The organism is Microcoleus sp. AT3-D2, from assembly GCF_036705715.1.
GTDB lineage: Bacteria > Cyanobacteriota > Cyanobacteriia > Cyanobacteriales > Microcoleaceae > Microcoleus.
Genome location: NZ_JAUBVE010000003.1, coordinates 137,949 through 162,186, shown reverse-complemented (window position 1 = coordinate 162,186; position 24,238 = coordinate 137,949). Strand labels below are relative to the sequence as shown.

7 protein-coding genes are annotated in these 24,238 nt (G+C 46.4%); 4 read left to right on the top strand and 3 right to left on the bottom strand.

The annotated features are described in order from the left end of the window. From QUB44_RS02790 to ppsA, 3 genes are all read right to left on the bottom strand, one after another. A partial coding sequence (locus QUB44_RS02790; RefSeq protein WP_333362831.1) for a DUF4347 domain-containing protein occupies nucleotides 1–4,944 on the bottom strand: 4,944 nt, incomplete at its 3' end. Nucleotides 4,945–6,241: 1,297 nt separating this feature from the next. Continuing rightward, nucleotides 6,242–6,562, bottom strand: coding sequence for a DUF6464 family protein (locus tag QUB44_RS02785; RefSeq protein ID WP_333100037.1), 321 nt, complete (start codon nucleotides 6,560–6,562; stop codon nucleotides 6,242–6,244). Between the two features lie 450 nt (nucleotides 6,563–7,012). Beyond that, complete coding sequence (gene ppsA / locus QUB44_RS02780) at nucleotides 7,013–9,490, bottom strand: phosphoenolpyruvate synthase (protein WP_333362828.1); 2,478 nt, start codon at nucleotides 9,488–9,490, stop codon at nucleotides 7,013–7,015. Nucleotides 9,491–9,752: 262 nt separating this feature from the next. Here ppsA and QUB44_RS02775 point away from each other — a divergent pair, with 262 nt between their 5' ends. From QUB44_RS02775 to QUB44_RS02760, 4 genes are all read left to right on the top strand, one after another. Further along, a complete protein-coding gene (locus tag QUB44_RS02775; protein ID WP_333164624.1) occupies nucleotides 9,753–9,884 on the top strand; it encodes a hypothetical protein in 132 nt (43 codons plus the stop codon). Nucleotides 9,885–10,384: 500 nt separating this feature from the next. Further along, nucleotides 10,385–16,876: a PAS domain S-box protein gene (locus tag QUB44_RS02770; protein ID WP_333362825.1), complete on the top strand. Its 6,492-nt coding sequence runs from the start codon at nucleotides 10,385–10,387 to the stop codon at nucleotides 16,874–16,876. A gap of 251 nt (nucleotides 16,877–17,127) precedes the next feature. After that, nucleotides 17,128–18,348: a hybrid sensor histidine kinase/response regulator gene (locus QUB44_RS02765; RefSeq protein WP_333362821.1), complete on the top strand. Its 1,221-nt coding sequence runs from the start codon at nucleotides 17,128–17,130 to the stop codon at nucleotides 18,346–18,348. Between the two features lie 685 nt (nucleotides 18,349–19,033). Next, nucleotides 19,034–24,055, top strand: a complete 5,022-nt coding sequence (locus QUB44_RS02760) for a PAS domain S-box protein (RefSeq protein ID WP_333362818.1) — start codon at nucleotides 19,034–19,036, stop codon at nucleotides 24,053–24,055. Nucleotides 24,056–24,238 lie beyond the last annotated feature (183 nt).

Genomic DNA, 24,238 nt, shown 5'->3' with positions numbered 1-24,238 from the left:
CGGTATCGGTTCCGGCGTGGGTATCGGGGCGGGTGTCGGCGTCGGTATCGGTTCCGGCGTGGGTATCGGGGCGGGTGTCGGCGTCGGTATCGGTTCCGGCGTGGGTATCGGGGCGGGTGCCGGCACGGGTATCGGCGCGGGCGTTGGTATTGGCGTTGGTATTGGCGCGGGTGCCGGCACGGGTATCGATTCCTTCAGGGGAATGAGAGAGACAGTGGCGACTGCGGCACTGGTGGCGCCGAGGTTGTCTATAGCGCTGTAGGTGAAGTTTGCTCCTGTGAAATTGCCGGACGCCTGGAAGAACAACTGGGTAATTTGCTCGGCTGTCAGGGTTTGACCTGCCGTGACCCGCACTCCCTGGCTGGGGTCGCCCAAGAACAGCGTGCCTTCATTGGCTGGTGGCAAGGTGTTTACGGTAAAGGAAACTACCGTCCCGTCTGGGTCGGTTCCTCCGAGTCCGGGGATGTTCACGGTTGTTTCCACCAACAAAGCGACGCTGGAGTTGTTGGCGACGGGTGGCTGGTCGGTGGGAGGTAATAGTGCTAGCAGGGAGGCTGTAGCGGGGGCTGGACTGATGGCGCCGCGGCGGTCTGTGGCGCTGTAGGTAAAGTTGGCGGCTGCGAATTCGCTGGTTGCTTGGAAAAATAACTGGCTGATTTGACTTGTGCTAAGTTTTTGGCCTGCTGTGACCCGGATTCCCTGGCTGGGGTCGCCCAAGAACAGGACGCCTTGGTTTGCTGCCGGCAGGGTGTTGATAGTGAAGAATTCGATCGAGTCGTCGGGGTCTTTGGCCGTGAACCCTGTGAGGTTGACGGTGCTGTTTGGCGCCAGTGTCTTGCTGATGTTTGTGGGTACCGGCGGGTAGTTGAACGCCAGGGACACCAGAGAAACTGTGCCGGCAGGACTGCTGCCACCGAGATTGTCCCTGCTGTTGTAGGTAAAATTAGCTGCTGTGAAATTGCCTGCGGACTGGAAGAATAACTGCGTCATTTGTTCGGCTGTCAGGGTTTGACCTGCCGTGACGGCGACTCCCCCCATTGCCGGGTCGCCCAAGAACAGGACGCCTTGATTTGTCGGCGGCAGGGTGCTGATGGTGAATGTAACCACTGTGCCGTCTGAGTCTGTGCCTCCGAGCCCGCTAATTTGGACAACGCTGTTGGGCGCTAGCGCAGCGTTGCTGCTGTTGGCTGATGGAAGTTTGTTGGGTGTTGGCTGCGGGCTGATGGCGGTGGTGACAGTGGCTCTGGACTCGGAACCGTTGTTATTGCTGGGTTCTGGGTCAAAAGTGGTCGATCGACTCTGGGAAGTATTGCTAATGGTGCCGGTCGCTGGAACGACTATTGTTACCTCGCGGTTGATGTTGCTGCCGCTCGTCAAACTGGGAATTGTTGGGAAGGTGACAACCCCTGTCACTGGGTCGTAAGTGCCGTTATCGGAGGCGCTGACTCCCGTTAAACCGGGAATGATGCTGTCTGTAATCACTAGGTTTTCAGCAGCATTTGGCCCATTGTTGGCGGTAGTTATAGTATAAGTCACGGAACTACCAGCAGGAGCAGATGTGAGGCCGCTTTTGGACGTAACCAGGTCGGCCACAGGATCGATCGAGGTAATAACTTGCCCCCCCGCCTGACCGGGCAATGCGACTGTCGAGCCGTTGTTATTCGTCAAGTCCGGGTCAAAAGTGTCCGATCGACTCAATACAATGTTGGTGATGCTCGTCAGGGTAGGCGGCGGTACAAAAATCAGGCGGCGGGTGACGCTGCTGCCACTGGCTAAAGTCGCGATCGCTGGGAACTCGATCACTCCTGTGGCAGCATTGTAGGTTCCGCCATCGAACACGCTGACATTAGTTAAGCCGGGAATCAGGCTGTCGGTGATGACTACGTTGGTCGCGGGACTCGGCCCGTTGTTGGTAGTAGTGATTGTATAAAGGAGGGTGTCGCCCACCTTAATGCTGGGCAGAGCAGTTTTTTGGGTGACAACATCGGCCACAGCCTCGATCGAGGTAGTGACGGTGGCGTTGGGGTTTGTACCGTTGTTGTTGGCCGGAGTGGAGTCGGGAGTGATGGAGGTACTTCTTGCCGTGTTGCTGATGGAAGTTAGGGTGGGCGGTACTGTGAAGCCGATCGTCCGGGTGACTGTCTCCGCGTTGGCTATTGCCACGGGCGTGAAGGTGACAATGCCAGTCGCTGGATCGTAAACGCCGCCGTTAGATGCCGTGACTCCGGTTAATCCGGGGACTATGCTGTCAGTAATGGTTACAGCTTCGGCAGGACTCGGGCCTAAGTTAACTGTGGCGATCGTATAGCTGACCGAGCTACCGGCCGTAGCACTCGTAGAGCCCGTTTTCGTGGTAACAAGATCCGCGTTGGGCGCAATACTTGTCGTAACCGTAGAGTTAGTGGGAGTGCCGTCTTTGTTGGTTGTCGAACCGTTGTTGTTAGTGGCGATCGGATCGAAAGTCGCGGCGCTACTCCGGGCCGTGTTGCTGATGTCGGTACGGGTGGCTGGGGCAATGAAACTGACGGTGTGGGTCGCAGTATCCGCATTTGCCAGCACCCTCAGTGCTGGGAAAGTGACAATGCCCGAAACTGGGTCGTAACTCCCCCCGTCCGATAGGCTGACTCCTGTTAAACCTGGAATAATGCTGTCCGTGATGGTCACATCGGCAGCGGGGTCTGGCCCCATGTTAGTAGTAGTCAATGTGTAGGCCACGCTTGACCCGGCCGAAGTAGTCACAGGGCCACTTTTGGTAGTAACTAAATCCGCGACTGTATCGACAACTGTGGTAAAGACTACACCCGGCCCCTCGATTTGCCCTGGCGCGAGTACACCGCTGTTGTTGCTGAGGTCGGGGTCGAAAGTCGAACTATTGCTGAATGCAACGTTGGCAAAACTGCTACCGCTGGTTAAACCGAGCGGCAAATCAATAGTCAGGGTGTAAGTCAGAGTCTCACCCGCATTGAGAACCGGAATTAACGGCCAGGTGACAGCCTTCGTTTGGTTCACGTAAGTGCCGTTGTTGGAGGCAGTGAGAACCGGCGGCAATCCCCCCGGACGCAGCAGTTCAAAAGGTATTTCGTCTTGAATCAGGACATTTGTAGCGGGCGCTGGCCCTCTGTTTACAGTAGTAATCGTGTAGGTAATGCTGCTTCCGGGCTTGACGAACTGCGGGCCGGTCTTAATCGTGGAAACCTCTGCGGCGATACTGGGAGGATTGATAGTTTCAACTACCAGGTTTTGAAGTTCGTGAATGTTGTTTGCGCCTCCTGTGGAACTACCAAAACCAAATTTGAGAAGGGGCGGTACTGGGTCGTTTCCGGTGGCCAAGTTGGAGATGTCGATCAATGTAGTTTCGTAGATGTCGTCGAAATTTTCATCGAAAGCAACGGTGAGACGAGAGGGATTCACCGGATCGTTAGATGGATTCAGGGTAATTTGAACGGATCTTTTGGCTAAATTGCGATCGCTCGTGAACGTATTGCTGAAATTAAAATTGTTGCCGGCAACAGGGCCGCTAAAGTCAATGCTCGTAGGAATGTTATCGATGCCGAAGGGAACGATCGCATTTGTTAAAAGCTGATAACCGTCGGCTTGATTTCCTCTAACAGTTACTGAATCAGGTCTGAAAGAACCAATAGAGGAGCCGGGAATCGGAGATGGATCAGGGCCAGAGCGCCCTTCTGTGGATGTTGAAAAATTGCCAAACTCGTCAAGCCCAATGCCTAAATAACCTCCTTCAATACCGGGTATACCCGTTCGTGGAGCGTAAGCCAGAGAACCGCCATAACCCCCAGTCCTGGTTGGGCTGGCAGTGCCGTCAATCAAGAAGAAACCCAGCCCGTCCCCTGGCTGAGGGCTAATAAATGGTTGCGGAGCATTAAATTGCTGGCTTGAACCGTAAGAATAAAAATCAAACTGGACTCTGAGACCGTCGGTTGAAGGAATGGGGTTGTTGTAGATGACAAAGGCTTCCCTATCACCTGCTGCTGGAGTTAATTGCAGAGCGCCATCGCCGGGAGTCGAACCGCCCAAAGCCGGAAGTACGCCGGATACTGTGCCTCCGGTAATGCCGGGGATACGTTGATTGGCTGCGGTCACCCCGCTGGTGGGATTGAACAGTGCCCCGTTGTTTCCCCCGTAAATCCAAGGCCCCCTAACTGTGGAGTTTTTGAAGGTTTCGTTAACTAATGTGCCGAGGGCGTAAGGGTAGGCTTCGAGGACTTCTTTTTCAATGGCGATACTCCTCTTTATTCCCCCGATCGCAAATTTTAATTCCCAGTCGCCACCGAGTGCCGTACTCCCCGTCAAGTTGTCGGAAGCTGCAATATCTGCACCGACCATCAAGCTCAGCCGCCGCACGAAGGCCTCGCCGCTTTCCCCCGCTGCGACGCTGCACCCGAATAACAAGATATTTCCTCTCTCGCTGAGGGCTTTTCCCCACTGCTGTAACAAATGGCTGTAGGTTTCTAAATTGTCGCTGCAGAGTTCGATCGACCCTAGCTGCACCCCCGCTTCCCGACCGTGAGAAACTATCTGAAGGCTGTCTAAATCGCTGCAATTAACCAGAATTCTAGTAATTTGCTCGACTCCATCCCGCGTCGAGTCCAATACAAATACCTCTGTATCGGCTGTTGCTCCTCTTGCCAAGCTGTCGAAGTTCTCTACTCTGGCATCGAGGAACAGTACATTTTTTATAGTCCGAGGGGGCAACCACGGGGGGTTTGCCCCTACAGTTGCTCGTAAAAATTCTCTGGGGGGATGCCCAATTCTTGTGCCACCACGCAGTTTCTGGGACAGGAAATACTCCTCTGTGTTTACTTGTTTTATGGCTTTTTTCTGATAATAAGTTGCTGTTTTTCGGGAGTTTGCGCCCGCAATCATTGCGGTGGAGTCACAAGTTTTTGGGGTGATGGAAATTGGTTTGTTGCAGATGCTTTGCATGGTCAAGTTGGCTCACGGATTGTAGATGATGTACCCATTTCCAGATGATAATTATCACCTGTGGACAAGGTTTAATTGCACAGTAAGAGACTCTGCAGCTTGACGGGGAGCCAGAGCAAAAAGTGAATTTTACTCAGCACAAAGCAGTGCTATATTCCTGTTTGATAGCATTGCAAATATCGTCGGCAGAAAAGCTGAGGATTTGGGGTTTAAATCCCCATAATCTCTCTATCGGGTGATATTTTGCCTTCGGCTTTTTTCTTTTCTGTTAGCGAGTGTATCTGTTACACGCCTGTCTCTTAAATCGCGCAGTAGACAATAACACGAGTTCTCAAAAATTTACTTGATGAGGTTTTCTGTAGATCGTCTAAGGCACTTTATTTGCAGAGAATTTTCACTATTTCTGGACGCATAAACAGGTTGGATGGACGAAAAGACTTGGTTGCAGCCTTAGCTCCCGGTAAAAACTCGGTTTCTTTTGTTTTGGCGCGCAAACCCTGTTCACAATAGCAACTAGACATTAATTAGGGAGTGATAGCCGTCACATAATTATGCCGACCGTGCCCGAAGTGTCATTCAACTGAGATCTTTTACCATTCTCAATAAGCCTTCTATGGGGGGGTCTCCTGCCCAGCCCATAAGAAAATTCACTTGTTGTGGAACAGGCCAGAAAGCCTATTCTTGAGAATGGTGCAACATATGAGATTCAATTGAAATCGGCATACCCTGTATCGACGAGGCGTCTTAAAAATTCATGACTTGGAGTCTGGAGATAGCAATCTAGGTTTGAGACTGTTTCGCTACGATCGCAAAAACAGATTCGTGCAGCCCACAACTAACTTCTCAAACTGTCCACTTAGAGTCTTCGAGCTTGTTTCTGGTTAAGATAAATGCTCGGGACAATGTTTCGTGCAGAATTTTTCATGATGTTTTGGAGAAACTGATTTGGAGATTTGCCCCTCAGCTAGTTACGATTTTTGTTAGCTAATTTTCTTAACTGCAGGAGTTACGCCCAGGAGACTAGAAACCCTATTTAGACCTAGATTTCTCGCCGCCCAACCAAAATTTATCATCTAAACCTGGTTCCTGATCGTAAGTTGTCAACTAGAAAAACCGATCGCAATCCGCCAGTTATGGCAACTGTAACCAAGCCATAATGCTCGATTAGGGTTTAATTGCTGAGTTTGGGCGTGGGTCGTCCAAAACAAGCTTCAACAATAATCATTACACGTAAGTACATCTTAACTCATTGATTACTACATCCGCAAATAGACGTAGATACAAGCACCAATATAAGCTATATCTTTTCACCGCGAGCGTCAAGAGTTCTGGCTTGGTAGTACCGACAATCTTGACAGGGCCCAGAAGGATTGACAGCACAGCGAATGTAATTAGAGCGGGCGTTATACTCGCAAGTGATATCGCCGATCGAATAACCGAGGCTTTGTATGTAAGTGCGATCGGCAGTTGGTAGTTGAGTTCGCATGGGTCTATTCGCTACCGCAAGTCTGGCCGCTGCAATTCTGTCGCGGGCTTGGCTCTGGGCAGAGCGCATCACCCACAAAGACAGCAGCGACGGAGCTAAACCTATGAAAATAATCAGGAGAGCAGTTAGCACTTTTTCAGAGCTTATGTGGAGAATATTTGTTTTAATTTAGGCGATCGGCAACAAAAAATCCTCCTCAAAAAGACGGTTTTAAATAAGAAAAGTTCCCGCTCAAGTCTCAAACTAGACCGCCCCTGTGTTAACCGTTAGCTGGCGCGTGAGGAGGGCGATCGCTGTTGGCGACACTTTCTTGGTAAAGCGCAGCGTCAGGAGCCCAACAAAGCCAGAAGTGCAGATAGGATGTGATATTATGTCAAGTCAATTACCAGCAATCAAATAGGTTTGTAGTGACGAATGCCAGTCCTGATAAAAATCAGAGGACTTGGATTCATCACTACAAACGCGAAATCGGTTATTTTACAGGACTAAATATGAGAAACCGAATCGGTTCAAAAACAAGCAAGTCAGAACATGAGCCAGCTATTGTTTGAGAAACCCGGTTGCTCTGAAAAACCAAAACTGTTAAACCTTAGCAATATCCCCCGCTAAATCCATCAACGAACCCGCGCCTTCCACCTTAGCAACATCTAACAAAGTCTTCAAAACCGAATCGGGATTCAAACTAATCGAATCAATTCCCAACTCAACCAAGAAACGAGCAAACTCAGGATAATCGCTGGGCGCTTGACCGCAAATCCCAATCTTGCGATCGTACTTCTTGGCGGCTTTAATGGCAATTGCTACCATTCGCTTGACAGCTTCATTCCGTTCGTCAAAAATGTGTGCGACTAAAGCAGAATCCCGGTCTAATCCTAATGTTAGCTGAGTTAAATCGTTAGAGCCGATCGAGAATCCGTCAAAAACTTGGGCGAATTCGTCAGCAAATATAACATTGCTTGGCAATTCGCACATCACATACACTTGCAAGCCGTTCTCGCCCTTAACTAAACCGTGTTTTGCCATCTCGGCTAACACTTTTCGCCCTTCATCCGGGGTGCGACAAAATGGAATCATCGGAATCACATTTGTCAAGCCCATTTCGTCGCGAACTCGCTTCAATGCTTTGCATTCCAAAGCATAAGCTTCGCGGTAATTCGGGTCGTAATAGCGAGAGGCGCCGCGCCACCCGATCATCGGGTTTTCTTCCTTGGGTTCAAACTGCCGCCCTCCTAAAAGATTAGCATATTCGTTGCTCTTGAAATCGCTCATCCGCACGATAACTGGATTAGGATAAAATGCGGCGGCAATTGTGGCAATTCCGTGGGCGAGTTTGTCGGTGAAGAAATCGGGTTTGTGTGGGTAAAGTGCTGTGAGTTCTGCAATTTCTTCTTTGACTGATTCATCCACCAATTCGTCAAAGTGAATCAGTGCCAGCGGGTGTGCTTTAATGTGATTGGCTATGATGAATTCTAGCCGCGCTAAGCCTACGCCGTCGCAAGGAATTGCTGATAAACCAAAGGCTTCTTCTGGGTTCCCGACATTCATTAAAATTTGAGTACGGGTGCGGGGCAAATTCTCGATCGCAGTTTCTTGAATTTCAAAAGGAAGCAAACCGGAATAAACTTTGCCTTCGTCTCCTTCGGAACAAGAAACAGTGATTTCTTGCCCGTTTTTCAAGATTTGGGTTGCCTCGCCGGTGCCGACAATGGCGGGAATTCCCATTTCTCTGGCGATGATGGCGGCGTGACAAGTGCGGCCGCCGGAATTGGTGACAATCGCACTTGCTTTTTTCATAATCGGTTCCCAATCCGGGTCTGTTTTGTTCGTAACTAAGACTTCCCCTGATTGAAATTCAGCGATTCTGTGCACATCTAAAATCACGCGGGCTTTGCCTTGCCCGATTGATTCGCCAACGGCGCGTCCTTTTGCTAAAACGGCACTGCTGCCTTGCAATTTGTAGTTTCGCAAAACTTTAGCAGACTTTTGAGATTGTACTGTTTCGGGTCGCGCTTGGACAATAAACAATTCGCCCGTATTGCCGTCTTTTGCCCACTCTATGTCCATCGGGGTATAAGTCCCGCGCACTTTAGAGTAGTGTTCTTCGATGACTACTGCCCATTTTGCTAGTTGCAGAATTTCGTCATCTTGTATAGCAAATTTATTTTTTTCTGCAGCTATAACGGAGACGTTTTTGGTGTATTTAGAACCGCCGATATCGTACACCATTTTGAGCGTTTTGCTGCCGAGTCGTTTGTCTAAAATCGGGAGAAAACCTTGTTTTAAGGTTGGTTTAAAGACGAAGTATTCGTCGGGGTTGACGGTTCCTTGGACGACGTTTTCGCCTAATCCGTAGGCGGCGGTGACTAATACGGCGTTTTTGAATCCGGTTTCGGTGTCGATGCTGAACATGACGCCGGAGGATGCTAAGTCCGATCGCACCATTTTTTGGACGCCGACTGATAGGGCGACTTCAAAGTGGTCGAATCCCCGTTGTTGGCGGTAGGAAATCGCGCGATCGGTGAATATGGAAGCAAAGCATTTGTGACAGCATTCGAGGACGCCAGCGCAAGCTTGGACGTTGAGGTAGGTTTCTTGCTGTCCTGCGAAACTGGCGTCTGGTAAGTCTTCGGCGGTGGCGGAGGAACGCACTGCTACGTCTGTACTGTCGCCGTAGCGATCGCACAATTTTTCGTAAGCATCCGCGATCGCCGCTTGGAGTTCTCGCGGAAATGGTGTGTCGAGAATCAGTGCCCGCGCTTGCTTGCCTTTTTGTCGCAGGTTCTGCAGATCTTCTACGTCTAAATCGGCAAAAATTTCGCGTAATTTAGCTTCTAAACCCGCTGACTGGATGAAGTATCGGTAAGCGTGTGCTGTAGTGGCAAATCCGTTGGGAACTCTGACTCCTTGGGCGGTTAACTGTTGAATCATTTCGCCCAAAGAAGCATTTTTACCGCCTACTAATGGGATGTCGGCGATGCCGACTTCATCAAACAACAATACTAAGGCTTTATCTTTGGGAATTACACCGAGTTTTTGTTCAGTTGCTAAATTTTCGATCATTGCTTTTTTCCTCTCAACTTCATCTCAGTTCGGTCAAAGGACAGTAAACAAAAGACAGTTTATTCGGAATTGTAATTTTGTTACCAAAATTCTCGGATTTTTTACTAGGCTGTATCAACCGAGTTTTCGATTGCCTCTATTTCAAGATTATCACTTTTTGGCTAAATAGCAAGGCCTGTGGAGATTTTTTATTTGATTGCAAAAAGTAAAGAAATCGCAGTAATGAGTTTATGTAAGGTATTATAAAAGAAGTGGTAAAAATATGAATAGTGAAGATAGTTCGCACCGCTTTTTTTTGGTTGAGTGCTCATTGGTGTGGGGATATGCCTTGGATGGTGTTGCTAGGGGAATTGAAGGAAAACAAAGAGTGGCGTTCGATCGCGCGATCGGCTGAACCCGCCAAAAAACCGATACTTACTTTCCGATAGGAGTCGTGATCGGCCCAAAATTGGAGATTCTAGTTCCACATCCTCAATTCATCTCTGGACTGAATCTAAAATCTAAAATCGTGTCACAGAGGCGATCGCCCAAAAAAATACTAAGCAGCTTACTTTCCTCCTGAAACCCGGCTTGGCTTCTAAAAACCTTAAAAAATTTCCCCCTAATTGCGTTAGCCTACTTAGAGGAAAAACACAATCGCATAGATATCAGATATTGTACCATTTTCAATAAGTTTTTTAAGGGCTGGTTAGAAGAAACCCTCCCAAGAAAATTTACTATTTGTGAAATCGACCGGAAAGCCCGTTCTTGAGAACCGTTCAACATCTGAGATCAAGTGCATTGTAATTGTTGAACCAAAGAGTTTTTAACTGGGAACGGCGGGATTTGTGGCTATACAATTCTTTATATGCTATAATAGTTTGCTAGACTGCCTTATGACAAAAAAAAAGGTATATGATATCAGTTTTGAGCCCACCCGCAAAGCGAAACGGCTTTAAAGTTCTTCTGGTCGAAGACAATCAAGCAGAAGCCGATCTGATCGAAGAATTATTATTAGAAACAAATGTCAGTAGAGCCGAACCCCAAAGGTTATCAGTAAGTTGTACAGACCGTCTCAGCAAAGCGCAGCAACTTTTGGTCGGCGAACATTTTGATGTGATTTTACTAGATCTTTCGCTGCCCGACAGCCAAGACTTAAGTACAATTGTCAAAATACAAGAATACAGCCTAAATACTCCGATTGTCGTACTGACGGGCCGCAACGATGAAGAGCTTGCCGTGCAGTCAATCCAAGCGGGAGCTCAAGATTATCTAGTCAAGCGAAAAATTGACAGCGAAGTGTTGATTAGATCGCTTCGCTACGCAGTCGAGCGACAGCACAACCAAGAAGCTTTGCGAAAAAGCGAAGAAAAATATCGCTCGGTAGTCGAGAATTCTCTCGTCGGAATTGCCATTCTTGCTCCTCCGATCTCCCCCTCAGCACCAGAAAAATGCGAGTGGTTGGAAGTGAACGATGCTTTGTGCGATTTGCTGGGATACGATCGCCAAGATTTTTTGCATGAGAATTGGGAGAGGTGGGGTTTTCCTGAAGACTTGCAGGCGAGTTTAGAGCAGTTAAATAAAATTTTGGCTGGGGAGAGTGAAGGCTATGTTTTAGACAAAAGGTGGCGCAGAAAAGACGGAAAAACAGTTTATACTAGAGTTTCCCTGCGCTGTATTCGCGCCCGAGACGGCTCTATCGACCGCCTGATTAAAGTAGTCTTAGACGTGAGTGATCGCTATCGTTACGAAGCTAAATTAAAAGCATCAGAAGAGTTTTTAAATCACACGATTAATTCTACTCCTGACCCAATTTTTGTTAAAGATGAGCAGCACAAATGGATCGTTTTAAACGATGCTTTTTGCAATTTGATAGGAAAAAGGCGATCGGAACTGATTGGCAAGTCAGGATACGATTTTTTGCCCCCAGCACAAGCGGCTTTTTTTTGGCAACAAGACGAGCAAGTATTGCAAAGAAGTCTTTCTCAGGAAACAGAAGAGAATTTTACCGATAGCGGCGGCAAAGAACGCATTATATCTACTAAAAAAACAGTATTTAACAACGCCGATGGTCGTAAAATGTTGGTCGGAACAATGCGAGATGTGACTGACTACAAGCGCCAGCAAATTGCGTTGCAGGAAAGCGAAGCTCGATTTCAAATAATGACCGACAACGTGCCGGGAATGATTTATCAATATCGGCTTGATGTAGATGGTAAAACATCTTTTAGTTACGTTTCTTCTGGCAGTTGGCAGATATACAATTTAAAACCAGAACAAATAGAAGAAAATGCCACTTTGGCTTTTGCAACAGTTCACCCAGATGACATCTCTGGCTTGCAGCGATCGATGGCAACTTCAGCGGCGACTCAGCAAGCTTGGCAACACCAGTGGCGGCAAGTTATGGGAGATCGAGTGAAATGGCTGCAAGGCGCGTCGAAGCCAGAAAAGCAAGCCAACGGCGATATAGTTTGGGACGGTTTGGTGATGGATGTTACGGAATTGAAACAAACCCAGCAAGACCGCGATCGATTTTTTAATCTCTCGCTGGATTTACTTTGCATTGCAGGTTTTGATGGATATTTCAAACGCTTAAACCCCGCTTGGTCAAATGTATTAGGTTATAGCAGTGATGAAATCTTAGCCAAACCTTTGATAGAATTCCTCCATCCCGAAGACCGAGAAATTACTGTAGCGGAATTAGAAAAACTTAAAAAAAGCCACCCCATTATTAGCTTAGAAAACCGCTATCTTTGCCAAGATGGTACTTATAAATGGCTATCGTGGACAGCATCGCCGTTTGCAGAAGAAGGCTTGATTTATGCAGTGGCCCGCGATGTTACATTTAGCAAGCAAGCTGAAGCTGAATTGCGTAAGAGCGAAGCCACCAACCGCGCTCTTTTAAATGCGATACCAGACATGATATTTCGCTGTCGGGCAGACGGCACTTTTGTAGACTTCAAATCGGCAAAAGATTTCGAGAATATCCTATCACAAAAAGCATTAATCGGCAAAAAAGCACAAGACATATTACCGACTGCTTTTGCTGAAAAAATCTTGTCGGGCAATCAACAAGCGATCGACACTGGCGAGATTCAAGTCGTAGAATATCAAATGCCAGTTAATGGTGAACTGTACGATTTTGAAGCGAGAATTGTCTTCTGTACGGAGGACGAAATTATCGCGATCGTCCGCGACATCACTCAACGCAAACGATCCGAGTCAGTCCTCCACAGGCAAGCAGCAGCAATGGCCCAAGCTTCCGAAGGTATCGCCATATTCAGTGCCGACCATGAGGTGATTTATTGCAACGCAGCACGACTAAAAATCTACGGTTACGACTCTCTAGAAGAAATCTTAGATAAAAGTTGGAAAATGTTCTACCAAGGTGCAGAACTGCAAAGGTTCGAGCAAGAAGTCCTGCCGACTTTAGTTAAGAAAGGTTCTTACAGCACCGAAGCAGTAGGATGCCGTCGCGACCGCTCGGAAGTCCCTATAGATGTCTCGCTGACAATGCTGCCCGACGGAGAAATTATTTGCGTTGTTCGCGATATTTCCCAAAGAAAACAAGCAGAAGCAGCACTGCGGGAAAGCCAGCGGTTCGCTCAGCAAATTGCTGGGGCAATTCCTAATATTTTGTATGTGTGTGACTTAATTGAAAAAAAAAATATCTATGGTAACGCTTCTATCTACCACATTCTTGGCTATACAGTAGAGGAGATTCAGGCAATGGGGCCGTGGATGATGTCAACTTTAATCCACCCCGAAAATTCAATCAAAATGCCTGATTATTTACAGCAAGTCGAAACAGGCAGCGAAGGGGATATCTTTGAAATTGAATACAGAATTAGGCACAAGGATGGTTCTTGGCGCTGGATGGTTAGCCGAGATACTGTATTTGCGAAAACAACAGACGGTAAGTTAAAACAAATTCTCGGCACGGCAACTGATATTACAGAAAGCAAGCAAGCAGAAGATGAAATAAAGCTGTTGCTGGCAGCAACTCAAGCCATTAGTCAGTCAGCAGATTTTCACAGCGCCCTCCCAGAGATTCTGCGGTTGCTGTGCAATGCGATCGGCTGGAATTTTGCGGAAGCTTGGATACCGACTGCTAACGGTACTTTTTTGGAACACAGCGAAACTTGGTACGCTAGCGATCGCGATTTAGATAGGTTCGGCCGCGAAAGTAAAAAAATTAGATTCGCCGCCGGAGTGGCAGTACCTGGACGGATTTGGTCAACCAGAAATGTAGAATGGATTGAAGATATTTCTCTAGCCAAAAATCATCTTTTTGCCCGATCGCAAATGGCGAAATTAGTCGGATTGAAAGCTTGTTTCGGAGTGCCAATTCACGCTAGCTCAAAGGTGCTGGCAGTTTTAGTATTCTGCAAGCGCGAGCGCTCGATTATGGAACCGCGTATAGTAGAGTTGGTCAAGGCTGTAGCGACTCAGTTGGGCGATCATATTCAGCGCAAACAAGCCGAAGAAGAATTGCGTAAAAGTGAAGAACGCTGGCAGTTAGTTCTCAAAGGCAATCAAGATGGAATTTGGGATCTGAATCTTCAAACAAATGAAGCTTTTCGATCGGCCCGCTGGCAAGAAATTATCGGTTACACAGACGGCGAAATCGAAAACACCAACACCGCATGGATCGATCGCATCCATCCAGACGATCGCTCACGAGTCCAAGCAGCGATCCAAGGTTATCTCGATCGCCAAACCCCCAATTACGCCACCGAATACCGCTTGCAGTGCAAAGACGGTAGCTATAAGTGGGTACTCGCCCGCGCTCAAGCAGTGTGGGACGCAGCCGGAAACCCTCTGCGGATGGTGGGTTCGATGACGGATATTAGCCATCGCAAAGCAGCAGAATTAGCTTTACTGCGGGTCACTCAAGCCGTCGAAAGTACCAGCGACGCGATCGTGATCGCCGACTTGAAAGGGCGGTCTATTTACCACAATCAAGCCTTCATTCAGCGCTACGGCTACACGGTGGAAGAACTCAATGATATTGACGATATGACCGCACTTTATGTCCGGCATAAAAATTACAAACAAATCTATAAAAGCCTTCGCCAAGGTCGCTCTTGGTGTGGCGAAGTTGCGCTGGAAACTAAGAGCGACGAAGCAGTAACTGCTCTCGTTCGAGCCGACAGCATTCAAGACGTTAATGGAAATTACATCGGCTTAATTGGAGTCATTACCGACATCACAAAACGCAAAGAATCAGAGCTGATTTTGCGACAGAAATTAAAGCGTGAACAGTTGGCAGTAGCCATGCTCGAACGCATTAGATCTTCTCTAAATCTCGAAGAAATTCTTACCAAAAGTGTCGAAGAAGTCCGGCATTTTTTGCAAGTAGACCGCACTGTTATTTACCAATTCAATCCGGATTGGAGCGGATTTATCGCTGTCGAGTCGGTTGCCGAAAATTTCCGACCAATTGTAGGAATAGAAATTTATGACCCCTGTTTTGGGGCAGCCTACGCTCCTCTTTACCAAGACGGCAGAATTAGAGCCATAGAAGATGTTCACAATGCCGGCCTCGCCGACTGCCACTTGGCTTTGTTGACTCGGCTCGATGTGAGAGCGAATCTGGTAGTGCCGATTTTGCAAGGCGAAAACTTGTGGGGGCTGTTAATTGCTCACCACTGCACGGGCCCGCGTCCCTGGCAGCAATTGGAGGGAGAGTGCCTAAAACAATTGGGGGTGCAGTTGGCGATCGCCATTCAGCAATCGATGCTATTTGAACAAGCACAAACCGAAATTGCCGATCGCAAACTTGCAGAAGCCGCCCTGCAATTAGCTAAAGAAGCCGCCGAATCCGCCAACCGCGCTAAAAGCGACTTTCTCGCAAACATGAGCCACGAATTGCGGACGCCTTTGAACGGGATTTTGGGATACATTCAACTGCTCAAAGTCGATAAAAATTTTACCGCCGATCAACAGGAAAGTCTTGACAACATTCACCAGTGCGGCAACCACCTGCTGATGCTGATTAATGATGTTTTAGACCTTTCAAAAATCGAAGCTAGTAAAATGGAGCTGTCACGGACCAACGTGCATTTTTCCAGTTTTGTGAAAAGTATTATTGATTTGTTCCAGATGCGCTCGGCTCAAAAAGGAATTGCCTTTAATTACGAGCAGGTTTCAGCGCTGCCAGACGGCATTTTGGCAGACGAAAAAAGGTTGCGTCAAGTTTTGATTAATTTGCTCAGTAATGCCGTTAAGTTTACGAACAGCGGCAGCGTTACATTCAAAGTCGGTTATGCAGAAAATTTCCCCGATAATTATCCTCAAACCAACTACGAAAATTCTAGTTTGACAGCAAAAATTGCCCCTCAAATAATCAATTTGACCGCGAATTTAGACGCGCAGCAACTGTCTAACCCGCCGCTAGGAACAACAGAAGCGCCCGAGGGGATAATAGCAGACAATACCGGCCGTACCCCTACCTCTAAAATTCGCTTTCAAATCGAAGATACCGGCATTGGCATCGGGCAGAATAAATTAGAAGAAATATTTTTGCCTTTTCATCAAGTGGGCGATCATAACAATTTCGTGGAAGGTACTGGACTGGGACTTTCCATCAGCCAAAAATTAGTCAAAATGATGGGCAGCCAAATTCGCGTCCAAAGTAACTCCGGCAAAGGCAGCATATTTTGGTTGGATCTAGACTTGCCCGCAGTTGCCCCGTGTTCGGAACTCCCCTCCCGGACAGAAAAAAGGCCGCTTGTAGGTTTTACTGGCCCCCAGCGGAAAGTGCTAATCGTGGACGATCACGAAGTAAATCGCGCCATGTTGCACAGGCTGCTTTTTCATTTAGGCTTTGAAATTGCACAAGCCACAGACGGCCAAGACTGCTTGCACAAAGCACAGGAATTTCTACCGGATATAATTTTAATGGATTTGCTGATGCCCGTAATGAACGGTTGGGAAGCTACCAGGCGGCTGCGACATTTGCCGGAATTAAAAGATACGGTTATCCTTGCTTTGTCCGCTAACGTTTACGAGACTACCAAGCAAGAGAGCATACTTGCAGGTTGCGATAATTTTCTCACCAAGCCGATTCAAACTAATGAGCTTTTAGAATTATTGCGCCTGCATTTGAGACTAGAATGGGTTTACGAAGAAAGATCACAAACCAAAAAGCGGACAGATCAAACTGCAAAAGTATCTTCTGAGATTGCTGCTGCTGACTCAACGATGGTGTCTCCTGCCTCAGAGTCAGTCTTGGCGTTGTTAAAATTGGCTGCAATGGGCGATATTGAAGCTATTCTGGAAGAAATTGCTAAACTCGAACATTCTGACCCGACATTAGTGCCTTTCGTTCATCACCTGCGCCAACTTGCTAAAGGATTTCAGCTCAAGCAAATTCGAGATTTTTTGAAGCAACATTTGTCCTAAAATTGACGGTAGCTAACAGACAACTCAAAATCAGTTAAATCTCGCGTCCAGAGTACCATTCTCAATTAGGTGTTCTGGCCTCCCGCGAAGCGACAACTTAATTTGCTTGGGCGCCCCGGACTCGCAGTCGGCTCCTCAAAGGGTTATTGCTGATAGAAGCATCTAGGAAGCAACCGGGTTTCTAGAGCCGCCAAAAATTCATTGAATCCGATTTAACGTCACAACCCACAACTCAAAAATCAAAAATTTGAATGTTTCCCTTGAATATGAACGATAAGAATTCCGAAAGAAGCATCATACTAATTGTCGATGACAACCAAACAAATCTTGACGTGCTTTTCGAGTTGTTAAGGAATTACGGGTTTAAAGTATTAGTGGCTCTAGACGGCGAAAGTGCGATCGAGCAAATTGACTACATCCATCCAGACTTGATTCTTCTGGATATCATGATGCCAGGAATTGACGGTTTTGAAACTTGCCGACGTTTGAAAGCAGACCCGTCAACGCGAGATATTCCCATCATATTTATGAGCGCCCTTTCCGATACGCCTGATAAAGTAAAAGGCTTTCAGACAGGAGCCGTTGACTACATCACTAAGCCTTTCCAGCACGAAGAAGTTTTGAGCCGGATTCAAACCCACTTGACAATCCGCAGCTTGCAAAAAAAACTCGAAGAAAAAAACCTCGAACTTGCCCACCTCAACCAAAACCTGGAAAGACTTGTTGAACAAAAAACCAAGCAATTAATAAATCAGGAAAAAACGGCCATCATCGGACGTTTGACCCAGGGAATGGTTCACAATCTCAAAAGTCCGCTGCAAGTGATCCAGACTAGCGTCGATTTGATTGAAACAAAAGCCACACAAATTCAAGAAGACTCTCTGTTTAACTATACTAAATATATTTTTCAAGCAGTCACAAAAATCAATCAGATCATGGATACTCTGATGATGAAAAGCCGAAATGAGCAAAAGCAAGATTTGCACCCGGTGAATATCAACGATTTAGTGCAGCGAGAAATTCAGCTATTGGAAGGCAACCTGTATTTTAAAAATAAGATTAGAAAAAAATACTTTTATGACGAAGAAATTGCTAGCATTCCATTAATTTATTCCTATCTTTCTCAAGTATTTTATAATTTAATCAATAATGCAATGGATGCTATGTGGGAAAAGAAAAGCAGAGAAATAACTATCGTGACTCGGCAAGACGACTCGAACATATATATGGATATTGCAGATACGGGATGCGGAATATCCTCTGAAGATTTGTCAAAACTTTTTGACCCGTTTTACACATCAAAACCACCTAAAGGCGAGGAAAAAACCGAAGGCGAACCGACAGGAACGGGTCTAGGACTTTATACTTGTATTGAACTTTTAAAACCTTTTAACGGTGAAATTGCTATTAGCAGCAACGTCGGTCAAGGCAGCGTGTTTACAGTTGTGCTGCCCAAACCGCAGAAAAATTGAGCGACTCGACAGATTTAAATTGTGTCCGGTTAGACAACGGTAATTAAGTTGGTAATTAGGTTTGTAGCAAGGAATGCAAGTTTTGGTTCTTCCTCGCTCAAGAGAGGACTTGCATTGCTCAATACGAACAGGCGCTAATTGCTGGCAATTAACCGCACACAATCTCAGAGCATATCTTGTAAGTCAACGGTAATTCTCGTAGCTTAGTAGTAATACCCGTTTGAAAAAATAATGCCACTTTAGGCAAGCTTTAAACGGCAATTTATAATCTAAAGTTTCAAAGGCTATCAGCAATGCAAATCCTGATTCCTCTGCGCTCTTTTGCCTTTCCCCTTGCTATTCCCCTGCCAAAGGTTGTAAATTAAAATATAGTTAAGTTGCAATATGGGTAAGAGTAGGATATTTTTGGGCCACTAGGTTTGGGGCGAGGCGGAAAACTTGCAGTGAACAACTCAATTCTACAAATAAATCTGCGCGGTCTGCAAGCACACAGCGCACTCTAAAGGCTGCGGTTCAAGTTCCCCAATCATCAGCTAGGTAGCTGCATCCGCTACTGAGATTTAATAATTACTAAAAAATAGCAAAAGGATACCAGTACAAAAAATGCCACTGTACGCCAGAACCAAACCGCGATAGTCATCAGTCATTCCAAATCTCCAATTTCAAATCTAAAATATAAAATGGTATGACATCTGTTTTTGAGTCAACTTTAACGCCTGCTTGTTTAAAAATTCTTTTAGTAGAAGATTGTGCCGAAGATGCAGAACTTATTCAAGAACTGCTGTCTGAGCGCCAACTAGGACAATCAATTCATGTGACCAATGTAGTTCGCCTCCGGGAAGCGATAGAAATTTTAAGGGACAAAATTTTTGATGTAATTTTATTAGATCTTTCACTTCCTGACAGCCCAAAATTTAATACTTTTTTCCGACTTCAAGATTGCGCTATAAATACTCCGATCGTCATTCTGACAGCCGCCGATGACGAAGAACTGGCTGTCGAGCTAATTGCCGCCGGCGCCCAAGATTATCTGGTGAAAAGGCAAGTAGACAGCCGGCTGCTGGTGCGGACGCTCAGGTGCGCGATCGCCCGCCAGAAACGGCAAGCAGAATGGCAAAAAAGTCAAGAAAAATACCAGCAGGTTGTTGGCAATATCAAAGAAGTCGTTTTTGAAACAAATACTGCTGGCAATTGGACTTTTCTCAATCCGGCTTGGACGGAAATTACCGGATTTACCGTTGATGAAAGCTTAGGAACTTCCTGTTTGAGTTACATTCATTCTGAGGATCAATACCAATATTTAAATTCGTTTAGAGGTCAGAGATCAAATCAAAAAACATCCTGTTGTTATCAAAGTCGATATATTACCAAAAATGGCGATATTCGGTGGGTGGAAGTGCAAGAATTTTTTATGTTTGGCTGGAACGGCGAGGCGCAGGGGACAACAGGAACTATCAATGATGTTACAGATAAAATTTTAGCACTTTCCGAACTCGAAGCTAGTAAAAAATTCTTGAACTATACAATCGATGCAGTTGCAGACCCACTTTTTGTCAAGGATGAACAGCACCGCTGGATACTGTTAAATGATGCTTTTTGCAAGCTGATCGGGAAGCAGCGCGAGGAATTGCTGGGCAAATCGGATTATGACTTTTTCTCAAAACAAGAAGCTGAGATTTTTTGGCATACTGACCAACAAGTGTTTAGGACGGGGAAAGAAAACGAGAGTGAGGAAATATTTACGGACGCCAACGATGCAAAGCACATTCTGTCTACTAAAAAAACTGTCTTTGAAAATACCGACGGTAGTAAAATTCTCGTCGGGATAATTCGAGATATCACTGAGGATAGGCGCAAACAATTAGCGCAGCAAGAAAGCGAAGCTAGACTTCGGCAACTTGCTGCCAATTTACCGGGAATAATTTATCAATTTCGTCTCTCAACCGACGGCCAAAAAAGTTTCCCTTATATTTCTTCGGGCAGCCGCTATTTATTTGAAGTAGACCCAGAAAATATTCAGCAGAATCCTCAACTACTTTTTGATTTTATTCATCCCGATGATCGTCAAAAATTTGAAGAATCTATTGCTGTTTCTGCCGCAGATATGCAGCCATGGCAGCAGGAATGGCGCGCGATTGTACCGTCGGGTAAACTTAAGTGGATGCAAGGGGTTTCGAGACCGGAACGAGTTGATCGTCCGACGGAAATAGGACAGGAAGGGGATATAGTTTGGGAAGGCATGGTGCTGGACATTACTGATTTAAAACAGGCAGAAGCCGCTTTGCGGGAGAGCGAAGCCAGATTTCGATCGCTCGTTGAGAATATCCCCGGCGCTATCTGCCGCAGCTTGTACGATACTGAGTGGACGATGGTATTTATTAGCGATGAAATTGAGGTAATTAGTGGGTATCCTGCTGGGGATTTTATTCGCAACAACGGCTTGACTTTTGCCAGCATTGTCCACGAGGCAGACAAGGAAATGGTCGATCGACAAATCAGCGCAGCAGTAGAGTCGAAACAGCCGTACAATCTAGAATACCGGATTGTTCGCGCTGACGGCGCGGTGCGGTGGATGTCGGAAAGAGGTAGGCCGACTTACAATCTAGAAGGGTTGGTTTTGTGGCTCGACGGAGCGATTTTTGACATTACCGATCGCAAACAAGCCGACCTGACTCTGTGCCTGGTAACTCAAGCTGTAGACAGCGCTAGTGATGCGATCGCGATCGCAGATTTGGACGGTTATTCCGTTTATCATAATCAAGCATTTATTCAGCGCTACGGCTATACAGTTGAGGAACTAAATAATGCTGGCGGCCCAGCAGTAATGTATCCCAGCTCTCAAGATTTGAGAAAGTTATTTAGGGTGCTGCGGAAAGGTTTTTCCTGGGAAAGTGAAATTGAAATCAAGAGTAAAAATGGCGATATTATAGAAACTTTCTTACGAGCTAACTGCATTAAAGATAGCGCTATTCAACCGATAGGAATGATAGCCATAATTGCCGATCTCACAGAAATAAAACGCACCGAATCGGCATTAAAACTAAGTCAAGAGCGATTGCAGTTGGCGGTTTCAGGCAGTTCTTTGGGGCTGTGGGATTGGAATATAGCTACTGGCGAAACTTATTTCGACTTTCATTGGAAATCAATGCTTGGTTACGCAGAAATAGAAATAGAAAACAACCTCAAAGGTTGGGAAAAATTGCTGCATCCCGATGATCGAGTGAAGGTAATGAAATCTTTGAATTCATATTTGGAAGGTGAGACTAATATCTATGAATTTGAATTTCGGATGCTCAACAAAGCGGGAAATTGGCAGTGGATTCTGGCGATGGGCAAGGTAGTCGAGTACGACGAATGGGGTGCGCCGTTGCGGATAACAGGCACTCACAAAGATATCAGTGCCCGCGTTGCAGCAGAAGCCGAAAAAACTCAGTTGATCGCATCTCTGCAACAACTTGCCGAACAGTTGCAAGCAGCGCAAAAAATAGCCCGCATCGGCAATTGGGAATTCGATAGGGAGGCAGGAGTTCTTACTTGGTCGGAAGAACTGTTTCGAGTTTACGGTCGAGAATTGAATCTGCCACCGACAATGGAAGAACTTTTCGAGCAAATTCATGCCGATGACAAAGAAAGGTTTACACAAGTTGTAGAAAAGGTCGTGACTGAAGGGACAGCTTACGACATCGACCACCGCATCTGTTTTCCATCAGGAGAAATCAGGCACGTTAACGCTAAAGGACAAGCTGTTAAAAATGAGTTGGGTCAGGTGGTGCGGCTGTTTGGCACGGCAATGGACATTACTGAGCGCAAAAAAGCCGAAACTGCTTTGCAAGAAAGCGAACAGCGATTTCGAGCTGTATTTGAACAAGCAGCGATTGGCATTGTCAAAGTGTGGCGCGACGGTCAATTTTTGAATGCAAATCAAGGGTTTTGCAATATTGTCGGCTACTCAGAATTAGAGCTAAAATCGCGAAATGTTGGGGAGATTTCTCACCCAGCAGATGTAGCAGCAGATGTCGAGTCGCGCGACAGACTGTTAGCTGGGGAAATTTTTAATTATTCCCTTGAGAAACGCTTTATTCGCAAAGACGGTTCATTTGTTTGGACTAATATGACTGTATCTTTAGTGCGGGATGGCTTTGGGGAACCTAGCTATGTAATTGCTGTGATTGAAGATATTAGCGCTCGCAAACTTGCCGAGGCTATCTTACGCCAGCAATTAAAGCGAGAACGCCTGGTGGTAGGAATGCTGGAACGCATTCGCTCTTCTCTCAATTTAGAAGAAATTTTGACAAAAACTGTTGCTGAAGTACGGCAATTTTTGCAAACAGACCGGACAGTTATTTATCGCTTTAATCCCGATTGGAGCGGTTTTATAACTGTCGAGTCGGTAGCTCAAAATTGGCAGTCGATTCAGGGAATAACAATTAAAGATTCCTGCTTTGAAGACAGCTATGCTTCTGCTTACGAACATGGTCGCACTTTAGCTGTAGATGATATTTACAAAGCAGGCTTTTCCGAGTGTTACATTAATTTATTAAGTCAATTTCAGGTGCGAGCTAATTTGGTAGTGCCGATTTTGCAAGGCGAGAAGTTGTGGGGGCTATTGATTGCCCACGAGTGCGCGGGCCCCCGCCACTGGCTGGAAATTGAGGTCGAGTGTCTCAAACAAATTAGCGTGCAGTTGGCGATCGCGATCCAGCAATCAATGCTGTTTGAGCAAGCACAAAGTGAAATTGCCGATCGCAAACAAGCCGAGTCAGCTTTGCAGGAATCTGAAGCGCGAGAACGTTCAAAAGCGCTAGAGTTAGAAGCAGCTATTAACAAACTCAGAACGACTCAAGCTCAGCTCGTTCAAAATGAAAAAATGGTGAGCTTGGGCCAGTTAGTTGCTGGTGTTGCTCACGAAATTAATAACCCCGTTAGCTTTATTCACGGCAATCTCAATCCGGCTCGCAATTACACTTTAGATTTGCTGGAATTGATTAAAGTTTACCAGGATTACTGTCCTAATCCTCCAGCCCAAGTCTTGGAGAAAATTGATGAAATAGACTTGGATTATATTGCTGAGGATTTCCCAAAATTGTTTAATTCGATGCAAGTAGGAACCGAGCGAATTGTCGAGATTGTGAAATCGTTGCGTAATTTTTCCCGATTGGACGAGTCCGCTGGGAAGTCGGTTAACATTCACGAGGGAATTGATAGCACTTTGATGATTTTGCAAAATCGGTTAAAAGCTAACAGCAGTCATCGGGAAATTCAGATTGTTAAAGATTACCAACTATTGCCGCCAATTGAATGTTTTCCGGGCGAGTTGAATCAGGTATTTATGAATATTTTAATTAATGCGATCGATGCTTTGGAAGAACGGGACAAGCAGCGTTCGATCGAGGAGTGCGATCGACATCCCAGCACGATCGCTATTCGCAGCTATCAGGCGGCTGCCGACTTCGTAGCGGTATCTATTGCGGATAACGGGCGGGGGATGCCGGAGTCAGTGCGATCGAGGCTGTTTGACCCGTTTTTCACGACTAAACCTGTGGGCAAGGGCACGGGTTTGGGATTGTCGATTTCTCACTCGATTATCGTCGATCGCCACGGCGGCAGATTGAGTTGTATTTCGACACCGGGAGAGGGAGCGGAGTTTTTGATTGAAATTCCAGTGCGATCGAATTTAACAGGTAGGGATTCAAATTTGGGACAATAAATTAGCTATTGGTGATTGGAAATTGGGAAGTGGAAATGGGTAATATCAAATACCGTAACATCGGAATTATACGCTGCCAGCGAGCATTATCCTTGCTCCGGGTCACTCGATCGCATTCCGCTGGCAGTGCAGTCAGAAAATTATTATTACGATGCAAAGGTCAACAATATGAGTTGTGAGTTG